12 protein-coding genes are annotated in these 10,445 nt (G+C 70.8%); all 12 read left to right on the top strand.

Annotated elements, in window-relative coordinates:
• Positions 1-16: 16 nt before the first annotated feature.
• Positions 17-592 (top strand): hypothetical protein, encoded by a 576-nt coding sequence (locus FDZ70_02700; GenBank protein ID TLM79757.1) that lies wholly within the window; start codon positions 17-19, stop codon positions 590-592.
• Positions 593-607: 15 nt separating this feature from the next.
• Positions 608-1,927 (top strand): replication-associated recombination protein A, encoded by a 1,320-nt coding sequence (locus FDZ70_02695; GenBank protein ID TLM79756.1) that lies wholly within the window; start codon positions 608-610, stop codon positions 1,925-1,927.
• Between the two features lie 75 nt (positions 1,928-2,002).
• Positions 2,003-2,407: a hypothetical protein gene (locus tag FDZ70_02690; protein ID TLM79755.1), complete on the top strand. Its 405-nt coding sequence runs from the start codon at positions 2,003-2,005 to the stop codon at positions 2,405-2,407.
• Positions 2,400-2,795: an ATP-binding protein gene (locus tag FDZ70_02685; protein TLM79754.1), complete on the top strand. Its 396-nt coding sequence runs from the start codon at positions 2,400-2,402 to the stop codon at positions 2,793-2,795. Before FDZ70_02690 ends, FDZ70_02685 begins: the two co-directional genes overlap by 8 nt.
• Positions 2,605-3,576: a SigB/SigF/SigG family RNA polymerase sigma factor gene (locus FDZ70_02680; GenBank protein TLM79753.1), complete on the top strand. Its 972-nt coding sequence runs from the start codon at positions 2,605-2,607 to the stop codon at positions 3,574-3,576. The genes FDZ70_02685 and FDZ70_02680 overlap by 191 nt, the downstream gene beginning before the upstream one ends.
• Complete coding sequence (locus tag FDZ70_02675; GenBank protein ID TLM79752.1) at positions 3,573-4,799, top strand: AI-2E family transporter; 1,227 nt, start codon at positions 3,573-3,575, stop codon at positions 4,797-4,799. Before FDZ70_02680 ends, FDZ70_02675 begins: the two co-directional genes overlap by 4 nt.
• Entirely contained in the window at positions 4,796-7,402 is a 2,607-nt protein-coding gene (gene alaS, locus FDZ70_02670; protein TLM79751.1) for an alanine--tRNA ligase, read from the top strand. The genes FDZ70_02675 and alaS overlap by 4 nt, the downstream gene beginning before the upstream one ends.
• 8 nt (positions 7,403-7,410) lie before the next feature.
• Positions 7,411-7,821, top strand: coding sequence for a Holliday junction resolvase RuvX (ruvX, locus tag FDZ70_02665; GenBank protein TLM79750.1), 411 nt, complete (start codon positions 7,411-7,413; stop codon positions 7,819-7,821).
• Complete coding sequence (mltG, locus tag FDZ70_02660; protein ID TLM79749.1) at positions 7,811-8,860, top strand: endolytic transglycosylase MltG; 1,050 nt, start codon at positions 7,811-7,813, stop codon at positions 8,858-8,860. Before ruvX ends, mltG begins: the two co-directional genes overlap by 11 nt.
• Complete coding sequence (locus FDZ70_02655; GenBank protein ID TLM79748.1) at positions 8,857-9,441, top strand: hypothetical protein; 585 nt, start codon at positions 8,857-8,859, stop codon at positions 9,439-9,441. The genes mltG and FDZ70_02655 overlap by 4 nt, the downstream gene beginning before the upstream one ends.
• Positions 9,442-9,453: 12 nt before the next feature.
• Positions 9,454-9,948, top strand: a complete 495-nt coding sequence (locus tag FDZ70_02650; protein TLM79747.1) for a YqeG family HAD IIIA-type phosphatase — start codon at positions 9,454-9,456, stop codon at positions 9,946-9,948.
• A gap of 52 nt (positions 9,949-10,000) precedes the next feature.
• Positions 10,001-10,445, top strand: a 445-nt coding sequence (gene aroE / locus FDZ70_02645; GenBank protein ID TLM79746.1) for a shikimate dehydrogenase, incomplete at its 3' end; no start/stop codon positions are given.

Genomic DNA, 10,445 nt, shown 5'->3' with positions numbered 1-10,445 from the left:
GCCCGATGGAGGAAGCATGCGCAGACTCATCGCAGCACTGCTCGTACTCGCCCTAGCGCTGACGCTCACTGCGTGCGGCAAGAAGGACGACACGGCCACCACCACCACGACCACCACGGACACGGGTAGCAGCGCGCCCCCGCCCCCGCCGAGCGGCGCCGTCGAGGAGGTCGCGGTCGACCGCTCACCCACCGAGACCGTCGACTTCGGCGAGTTCCCGCGCGGCGGGTCCGTGGCCACCATCACACCCACCGTGATCGCAGAGAACCTGCAGGCGGGCACGGCGATGATCGTCTGGTACTACGACAGCACTCAGACGCAGACCGACGACATCCGTGCGGAGATCGACAAGGTGCTGGCCGACTACCGCGGGCTGATCGAGCTCGTCGCGTTCGACGTGCGCAAGGGCGTGCCCGGCGCGGCCAAAGTGGACCCCGAGGTGGAGAAGGCGTCGATGATCGCCGAGCGGCTCGGCGTGACGTCCACGCCGTACCTCATCGTCGTGGACACGCAGGGCCTGATCACCTACCGCGTCCGCGGCCCGGTCGATGCCGACGTGCTCGAGCGCGAGGTCGTCCGCGCGACCCAGTAGGCGGCGCGGCCTACCGTGAGCGACCTCTTCTCCGAACAGGCGGACGCGGCGCGCGAGCGCGTCGCTCCGCTCGCGGTGCGCATGCGGCCGCGCACTCTCGACGAGTTCGTCGGGCAACAGGCCGCCGTCGGGGAGGGCACCTGGCTGCGTCGCGCGATCGAGGGCGACGCGCTCATGCCGGTCCTGCTCTTCGGCCCCGCAGGCACCGGGAAGACCTCGCTCGCGCGCATCATCGCCGGTGTCACGGACGCGGAGTTCGTCGAGTTGTCCGCCGTGACCTCGGGCGTCGCGGACCTGCGTGCGTCGATCGAGGCCGCGCGCGACCGGCTCGCGTTCTCGGGCCGCCGCACGATCGTCTTCGTCGACGAGATCCACCGGTTCAGCAAGTCGCAGCAGGACGCTCTGCTTCACGCGGTCGAGGACGGCGACATCGTGCTCGTCGGCGCCACGACCGAGAATCCGATGTTCGAGGTCAACGCGCCGCTGCTGTCCCGCTCGCGCGTGATCGAGCTGGGGCCGCTCGCGGATGACGAGGTCCGGACTGTCGTCCGGCGCGCAGTGGCCGACGAGCGCGGGCTGCGCGGAGCGGTCGTGCTCGAGCCGGAGGCGGAGGCCGCGATCGTGCTGACCGCGGGCGGGGACGCGCGCGCAGCGCTCGTCACGCTCGAGTTGGCGGCCTCGTCCGCGCGCGCCCGCAGCGGCGAGCCGCCGGCCGTCACTGCAGCCGACGTGGCGGACGCCACGCCGACGCGCACGCTGCCGTACGACAAGGACGGTGACGCGCACTACGACGTCATCAGCGCGTTCATCAAGTCAATGCGCGGCTCGGACCCCGATGCGGCGGTCTACTGGCTCGCCCGCATGGTCCACGCCGGCGAGGACCCGAAGTTCATCGCGCGGCGCATGATGATCCTCGCGTCCGAGGACGTCGGGAACGCCGACCCGCAGGCGCTGCTCGTCGCCGCAGCGGCGTTCAAGTCCGCCGAGGTCATCGGCTGGCCCGAGTGCCGCATCAACCTCGCGCAGGCGGCGGTCTACCTGGCGCTCGCGCCGAAGTCGAACGCGGCGTACCTCGCCATCGACGAGGCCCTCGCCGAGGTGCGGACCGGCGCCGCGCGCGCCGTGCCGAGCCACCTGCGCGACCGTCACCGGCCCGGCGCCGAGGCGTACGGGCCCTACCGCTACCCGCACGACTTCCCGGACGCGCGGGTCGACCAGCAGTACCTCCCCGACGGGCTGACGGGCCGCACCTTCTACCGGCCTTCGCCGCGCGGCTGGGAGGCGGAGCGGGCCGCCGGCGGCAAGCGGGGGCCCGGACCGGCCTCCGGGGCCTGAAGCGGCGCGAAGTCGTGTGCGCGTGCGGTGGTAGACTCGCCAAGTACGCGCCGTCGAGACGAACGGAGCCTTCCGGTGCAGGCTGCTGACGTGCTGCTCGCCGTGCTCATGCTCGCCGCCACCGCCGCCGCCTGCGTGGCGGTCTACGCGATGCTGCGCGCCGCTCGCGCGATGGACGAGATGCGCGCGTTCACGAAGCGTCTCGACGAGCGGCTCATGCCGTTGCTCGACAAGGCCGACGTATCGCTCGACGCCTTCAACGCAGAGCTGCTGAGGGTCGACGAGATCGTGACCCAGGTCGAAGACGCCACCGACCGCGTGAGCAGCACGGCGCGCGTGGCGCAGGAGGCCGTCGGTGCCCCGATGCGGGTGCTGGCGGGTGCGGGGGAGGGCCTCGCGCGCATCTTCTCGCGCGCCGGGCGAAGGCGCGAGACGGAGTACGCGCGTCCCGCAGCGGACGTTCGGAGGGACGATGAGTGACACGGTGACCCTGAGCGTCCCGGCGCGCCCGGAGTACGCGAAGACCGTCCGCATGACCGCCGCCGCCCTGGCGACACGCGCGGGGATGCCGTACGAGGCCGTTGAGGACGTCCGGCTCGCCGCGGAGGAGGCGTTCGCGTACGCGTGCGGCCGTACCGAGGCGGGCGTCGCCGTCACGCTCGAGTTCACGGTGTCCGATGGCGGGCTCGACGTCGCGGTCGGCCCCGTCCCCGCGGTCGCGGCGCCGGCGGAAGAGGCGCGCGAAGTGGCCGAGTACGCCCGGTTCATCCTCGACGCGGTCTGCGACGACCTCGACATCTCCGACGAGGGCGGCGCGTGCCACGTCCGCCTGTCCAAGCGCATCGCCCCGGGGGCGCCCGGTGCCTAGGCCGGCTGCCCGCCAGACGCGGAAGCTCACCTGGGACAAGAAGCACACCCGCGAGCTGTTCCGCCGCTATCGCCTCGAGGGCGACGAGGCGGCGCGCGACGAGCTCGTCGAGATGTACCTCAACCTGGTCAAGTACCTGGCGAGCCGCTTCCGCAACCGCGGCGAGCCCGTCGACGACCTCGTGCAGGTCGGCACCATCGGGCTGATCAAGGCGATCGACCGCTTCGACATCGGCCGCGAGGTGGAGTTCACGACCTACGCGACCCCGACCATCGTCGGCGAGCTCAAGCGCCACTTCCGCGACAAGGGCTGGGCCATCAAGGTCCCGCGCCGTCTGCAGGAGCTCTCGTTCCGCGTCACGCAGGCGGTCGACAAGCTCACGCAGATCGAGCAGCGCTCGCCGACGGTGCCCGAGATCGCCGACTTCCTCGGCGTGACCCCGGACGAGGTGCTCGAGGCGATGGAGACCTCCGAGGCGTACAACTTCGTCTCGCTGGAGGGTGACCGCACCTCTGAAGGCGCGGAGTCGTTCTCGATCCTCGAGTACGTGGGCGAGGACGACTCGCTCATCAGCGTCGTCGAGGACCGCACGACGCTCGCGGCGGCGCTGCGGGAGCTCAGTGCGCAGGAGCGCCGCGTGCTGTACCTTCGCTTCTTCGAGGGCCTGACCCAGACCGAGATCGCCCGCAAGCTGGAGATCTCGCAGATGCAGGTTTCCCGGCTCCTGCGCCGCACGCTCCGTGTGCTGCGCGACAGCCTCGTGAAGGAGGGTGTCGAATGAGTGTCGGCGAGGATCGCCTGACCGAGCAGTGGCGCGGGCGTGCCTATGCGGTGTGGGCCGTCATCGGCTGGTGCGTCGTGGCCGCCGTGGCGTGGTGGGGACTGGGCAAGGTGGCCTCCGCGCTGATCCCGCTCGCGATGGCGTTGTTCATCGTGTTCCTGCTGCGCGGCCCGGTCGCGGCGCTCGAGAAGCGTGGCGTGAAGCGGGTCGCCGCGACGGCCCTGTGCTTCGCGGCCGTCCTGATCGTGGTGGGCGTGGTGAACGCGTTCATCTGGCCGACCGTCGTCGGTCAGGCCATCGCGCTGGTCAAGGCGCTGCCCGATGCGGCCTCCAAGGCCTACGAGTGGGTGCGCGGCATCGGCCTCGACCGGGAGCTGTACCGGCTGCCGGAGTGGAAGGCGATCGACTGGAGCGACCTGCTCACCAGGTACGCGAAGTACCTGCCGCAGGCAGGCGCCGCGGGTGCGGGCGCCGCCGGGCAGGTCGTGGCCGCGGGCAGCCAGGTGGCGACGGTCATCTTCAATGTCGTCATGGCGTTCGTCATCGCGTTCTGGGGCCTCAAGGACCTGCCCGCGATCCGCAGGGAGGTGTTCGCTCTCATCGGCCCCCGGCGGCGCGACGAGGCCGAGATGGTGCTCGGCGAGGTCACGGGCGTGCTCGGCGGCTACCTCAAGGGGCAGGTGATCGTCTCGGCGCTCACCGGCCTGCTCGCGGCGGTCGGGCTGGCATTCATCCCCGGAGTGCGTTCGTACGCGGTCATCCTCGGCTTGATGACGATGGCGCTCAACTTCATCCCGTACATCGGTCCCGCCATCGGCGCGGCCGTGACGACCGTGGTCGCTGCGTTCGCCGGCGAGCACTGGTGGTATGCCGTCATCGCGTTCGTCGCGCTGTTCGCCGCGCAGCAGGTCGTCGACCTGTTCGTCACGCCGCGGGTGATGTCGGAGCACGTCGACCTGCATCCCGTGCTCGTGCTACTGTCCATCCTCGTGTTCGGCGCGCTGTTCGGCGCCATCGGCATCCTGGTCGCGATCCCGACGGCGGCGATCGCGAAGGGGCTGTTCGTCCACTACTACGAGAAGCACACGCGCACCGAGCTCGCGACGGAGGACGGCGCGCTGTTCCGGTCGGCCAAGCCCGAGGACGAGGGGGCCGCCGGCGCATGCGGCCCGGACGCGGCCGCGGCCGGTCCGCGAACGGGCGACGAGGAGCGTGACGGGTGAACTCCGCCGAGATCCGCGAGAGCTTCCTGAAGTACTTCGAGTCGAAGGGCTGCCGGCGGCTGCCCTCCTCCTCGCTCATCCCGGAGGACCCGTCGCTGCTGCTGACGACGGCGGGGATGGTGCAGTTCAAGCCCGTCTTCCTCGGGGCACGCGACCTCGGCTTCACGAGGGCGACCACCTGCCAGAAGTGCGTGCGCACGACCGACATCGACATCATCGGCACCACGGGGCGGCACCACAGCTTCTTCGAGATGCTCGGCAACTTCAGCTTCGGCGACTACTTCAAGTCCGAGGCGTGCGCGTGGGCGTACGAGTATTCCGTCGACGTGCTCGGGCTCGACCCGGAGCGCCTGTGGTTCTCGATCTACGAGGACGACGACGAGGCGTTCGCCGTCTGGCACGAGCAGGTCGGCGTCGCCGCCGAGAGGATCGTGCGTCTTGGTGAGAAGGACAACTTCTGGTCGGCGGGCCCGACGGGACCCTGCGGGCCGTGCTCGGAGCTCTACTACGACCAGGGTGCGGACGTAGGCTGCGGCTCACCGACCTGCGCGCCCGGCTGCGACTGCGACCGGTTCCTCGAGTACTGGAACCTCGTGTTCATGCAGTACGACCGGCGGGAGGACGGCACGCTCGTCCCGCTGCCGAAGAAGAACATCGATACCGGCATGGGCCTCGAGCGGCTCGCCGCGATCCTGCAGGGCGTGACCTCGAACTTCGAGACCGATGTGCTGCGCGCGCTGATGGCGGTCGCCGAGGAGGTCTCCCGCACGGCGTACGGCGCTGGCGGGCGCCCGGACACCTCGCTGCGCATCCTCGCGGACCACGCGCGCGCGGTCGTGTTCATGATCGCCGACGGCATCCTGCCCTCGAACGAGGGCCGCGGCTACGTCCTGCGCCGCCTGCTGCGCCGCGCGGTGCGCCACGGCCGTCTGCTGGGCGTCGAGGACGCGTTCATGGTCCGGCTGACCGATGCCGTGACCGCGCTCATGGGGGAGGCGTACCCCGAGGTCGTCGAGCACGCCGAACTGGTCCGCGGCATCGTCGCCTCCGAGGAGGAGCGCTTCTCGGCGACGCTGCGAACGGGTCTGGCGTTCCTCGACACCGCGCTGGAGCGCGTGCGCGCGGCGGGCGACGCGCGGCTCGACGGGGTCACCGCCTTCACGCTCCACGACACCTACGGCTTCCCGTTCGAGCTGACGGCCGAGATCGCCGGCGAGGCCGGCATCGAGGTCGACACCGGCGGCTTCGAGGCCGAGATGGAGGCGCAGCGCGAGCGCGCCCGCGCACACGTTCAGGACGTCTCGTGGTCGGCGCACGGGGGCGTGTGGGCCGAGATCGCCGCTGCGGGCGCGACCGACTTCGTCGGGTACGAGTCCGACGAGGCGGACGCGAAGGTCGTCGCGATCGTCGTGGGCGGCGAGCGCGTGGAGCGCGCCGAGGCCGGCGCCGAGGCGCAGGTCGTGCTCGATGCCACGCCGTTCTACGCGGAGCAGGGTGGCCAGGTCGGCGACACGGGCGCGCTCACGCGCGACGGCATGCGCTTCGAGGTCACCGAGACGAGGCTGCCGGCGCCCGGCGTCCACGCCCACTCCGGCACGGTCGCGGAAGGCGCGATCGCCGTCGGCGACCGCGTCCGCGCGTCCATCGACGTGATGCGCCGCGAGCGCATCCGCCGCAACCACACCGCCACGCACCTCGTGCACTGGGCGCTGCGGCTCGTCCTCGGCGAGCACGCGAAGCAGGCCGGGTCACTCGTGGCCCCGGACCGCTTCCGCTTCGACTTCACGCACTTCGAGGCGATCGGCGCAGACGACCTCGGCAAGATCGAGCGCATGGTCGATCACAAGATCATGGAGGATCACCCGGTCCGCGCGTACGAGACCTCGCTGGCGTCCGCGCGCGAGGCGGGTGTCACCGCACTGTTCGGCGAGAAGTACGGCGACTTCGTGCGCGTTCTCGAGGTGGGCAACTTCAGCCGTGAGTTGTGCGGCGGTACGCACGTCGGCCGCACCTCCGAGATCGGCCTGCTCAAGATCGTGTCCGAGGGCTCCATCGGAGCGAACCTGCGGCGCATCGAGGCCGTGACCTCGTTCGACGCGTTCGACCACCTCGAACGCGAGGAGGCCACGCTGTTCGAGGCCGCCGCCGCGCTGAAGTGCCGGGCGGCCGAGGTGCCCGACCGCGTGCGCGCCCTGCTGCAGCGCGTGAAGGACGCCGAGGCGAAGGCCAAGGCCGGCGCGCCGGCCGCGCTCGACGCGGGTGCCGTGCGCACGGTCACCGCGGGCGGCGGCTACGCGGTCGCGCTCGGGCGCGTCCCCGGTGCGGACGCCGAGGCGCTGCGCGACCTGGCCGACCGGCTGCGTGCGGATGCGGGTGGCGTGGTGCTCGCGAGTGAGGCCGACAGCAAGGCCGTGCTGGTCGCCGCCGGCACCGATGCCGCCGTCGCCGCCGGCTTCGACGCCGGTGCGGTGATGCGCGCCATGGCCGAGCAGGTCGGCGGCAGAGGCGGCGGACGGCCGAACATGGCGCAGGGCGGTGGTCCGGACGCCGACGGCATCGACGCGGCGCTCGCGGCGGCCGCCGCGCTGCTCGGGGCGGAGTGACGGGCGCCGTGCGCGTACTCGGCCTCGATTTCGGCGAGAAGCGGATCGGGATCGCGGTGTCGGACCCCGGCGGGCGCATCGCGACCCCCGTGAAGGTCGTCGACGCATCGGACCGGCGTGCGATGCACGAGGCAGTGGAGGAGTGGGAACCCGGTGCGATCGTCGTCGGTCTGCCGCTGTCGCTCGACGGTACCGAGGGGCCTCAGGCCGCGGCCACACGCGCACTGGCTGCCGCGCTGGAGTCCGATCTCGGCGTGCCGGTGCGCTACTTCGACGAGCGGCTGACCTCGGCACAGGCCGAGCGTGCCATGACCGAGGCGGGCGTCACCGCGCGCGACCGGCGCGGCCGGGTCGACATGATCGCCGCCGCCCTCATGCTCCAGGCGTATCTCGATTCGGAGGTCTCCGATGGCCGCTGAGCGCCTGAAACGCCCCGTGGCCCGCTCACTGCTCACGATCCTGTTCGTGCTGCTGGCCATGTGCCTGGCGTTCTCGGCGCCTGCGTGGTGGGTGCTCCTGCGGCCTGAGACCGACAAGCCGCCGGGGATGCCGGTGCAGATCGAGATCCCGGCCGGCTCGAACACCGAGGAGATCGCCTCGATCCTCGCGGAGACCGGGGTGGTCCCCAACGCCATGATGTTCCGGCTCCGGACGCGGGTCGCCGGGGCGGACGGCGACCTGCGGGCAGGGATCTACGACCTGTCGACCGGCATGCCCTTCGAGGTCGTCGTCGACACGCTGAGCGAGGGCCCGCCCATCTCGTATGTCACGGTCGTCGTCCCCGAGGGCTTCACCATCGAGCAGATCGCCGCCAGGATGGAGAAGGAGCTCGACATCCCGGCCGCCGAGTTCGGGGCGCTCGCGAAGAACGGTGCCGACGAGTTCGGCCGTGACTACCTGTCCGGCCATGGCGGCTCGCTCGAGGGGTATCTCTTCCCGAAGACCTACCGCATCCGCGAGGGCGCGAGCGCGCACGAGGTCATCGAGCAGATGCTGCGGCAGTTCGAGGTGGAGACCGCGACGCTCGACATGTCGTACGCGCGCGACCACGGGTTCGACCTGCACGACGTGGTGACCATCGCGTCGATGATCGAGAAGGAGGCGAAGCTCGACCGCGAGCGGCCGCTGGTCGCCTCGGTCATCTACAACCGCCTGAAGCGCAAGATGGTGCTCGAGATCGATGCGACACTCGAGTACGTGCTGCCGGGCCACCGCTTCCGCCTGCGCAACCAGGACCTCAGGATCGAGAGCCCCTACAACACCTACAAGTACAAGGGCCTGCCGCCGACGCCGATCGCGAGCCCGGGCATGGCGTCGATCGAGGCGGCGGCGCACCCGACCGAGACCGGCTACATCTACTACGTGCTAACGAGCACGGACGGCGCACATACCTTCACGTCGACCTGGGACGAGTTCGAGAAGGCGAAGCGGAAGTCGAAGGAGGTGTTCGGCCGGTGACCGGTGGCACGGCCGCGCTGCTCGGCCGGACGGGGTTCGCGTACCTGTACGGGTTACGCTCATACGCCGCCGCGATGCTGTGGAGCACGATCGACCCGGTCTACCACGAGTACTACGCGGATCAGCCCCTCACCGAGCAGGTCCAGCTCATCCCGACGGTCCGCATCGTCCAGCTGCTCGATCCGCAGTTCGAGCAGTCGTACTACATCGCGGCGTGGATGATCGCGAGGCGAGGCGACGTCGCCCAAGGCCTTGAGGTGTCGCGCACCGGCGTCGAGAACAACCCGGCCTCCGGGCTGTTGAGGGCGAGCTACGCCCAGATGCTCCTCACGCTCGGCCACCAGCCGAAGGCCGCGCTCGCCCAGGCCGACGCGGCCCTCTCGTCTCCCGATACCGTGTGGTACACGGACGAGGACCGGTGCGAGGGGATCGCGATCTTCGCGGCGGTGTACGACCTGAACGGCGACTCGGCGAGAGCGGACGAGCTGCGCGCCCTGTCGGAGGCGCTTCGCGACGTGGACCCGGTCCAACAGATCGGCGGAAGCCACGACCACGACGGCGACGGCGTGCCGGACCACTGACGGACGCGGAAGATGGGGCTGCTCACACCCGACCTCTACTACGTCGACGTGCATGCCATCGACCTCGATGACGTGCGGCGGCGCGGCGTGCGGGGACTGCTCCTCGACCTCGACAACACGCTGCTGCCGCGGGACACCGACACCGTTCCCGCGCGCGTGGCGGACTGGCTCGCAGCGCTTCCCGCGGTCGGTCTCGGTGCGTGCCTTGTGTCGAACAACTGGCACGGCCATGCCGTCACGACCGCTGAGAAGCTCGGCTTGGCGATCGTGCCCAAGGCGCTCAAGCCGCTCCCGTACGGCTTCCGGGCGGGGATGCGCCTGCTCGGCACGGACGCGTGCGGCACGGCGGTGATCGGCGACCAGCTGTTCACCGACGTGCTCGGCGGGAATCTCGCCGGGTGCACGACGGTGCTCGTGTGCCCGCAGTCGGAGACCGACCTTCCGCACACGCTGCTGCTGAGGCACGTCGAGCGGCTCATCCTTTCTCGCAGGCGGCCGCTGTCGTAGACTCGACTCAGAGACCGACTCTCGTCGGATGAGACTTCGCTCGGAGTAGCCGGTGACCCTCGACATCAACGGACGGACGCGGCTCGCCGGTGTGGTGGGATGGCCGCTCGGCCACACGCTGTCGCCGGCGATGCACAACGCCGCCTACGAAGCGCTCGGCCTCGACTGGGTCTATGTCCCGCTGCCCGTCGAGGATGACGCCGACATGCTGCGCTTCATCGGCGCGCTCCGCGTGCTGCCCTTCGTTGGCGTCAACATCACGATGCCCCACAAGCAGGCGATGCTGCGGCTCTGCGACGAGGTCGCGATGTTCGCGCAGATGGCCGGCGCCGTGAACACCGTACACGTCAGTGACGGCAGGCTCATCGGCTACAACACCGACGGCCGCGGACTGCTCGAGGCGCTCGAGACCGAGGCAGGGTTCCTGCCCGAGGGCAAGAGCGTGACGCTCGTGGGGGCGGGCGGCGCCGCGGGGGCGGCGCTCGTCGCGTTCGTGC

The sequence above is a fragment of the Actinomycetota bacterium genome, assembly GCA_005774595.1.
In the GTDB taxonomy this organism is placed as follows: domain Bacteria; phylum Actinomycetota; class Coriobacteriia; order Anaerosomatales; family D1FN1-002; genus D1FN1-002.
The sequence above is the reverse complement of the archived record's forward strand: the minus strand, read 5'-3'. Positions and strand labels throughout refer to the sequence as shown.

Excerpts from the sequence above, each read along its gene's own strand:
- FDZ70_02680 (TLM79753.1), top strand. The coding sequence starts at position 2,605 with ATGGCGGGCTCGACGTCGCGGTCGGCCCCGTCCCCGCGGTCGCGGCGC.
- FDZ70_02685 (TLM79754.1), top strand. The coding sequence starts at position 2,400 with ATGAGTGACACGGTGACCCTGAGCGTCCCGGCGCGCCCGGAGTACGCG.
- FDZ70_02675 (TLM79752.1), top strand. The coding sequence starts at position 3,573 with ATGAGTGTCGGCGAGGATCGCCTGACCGAGCAGTGGCGCGGGCGTGCC.
- mltG (TLM79749.1), top strand. The coding sequence starts at position 7,811 with ATGGCCGCTGAGCGCCTGAAACGCCCCGTGGCCCGCTCACTGCTCACG.
- FDZ70_02700 (TLM79757.1), top strand. The coding sequence starts at position 17 with ATGCGCAGACTCATCGCAGCACTGCTCGTACTCGCCCTAGCGCTGACG.
- FDZ70_02650 (TLM79747.1), top strand. The coding sequence starts at position 9,454 with ATGGGGCTGCTCACACCCGACCTCTACTACGTCGACGTGCATGCCATC.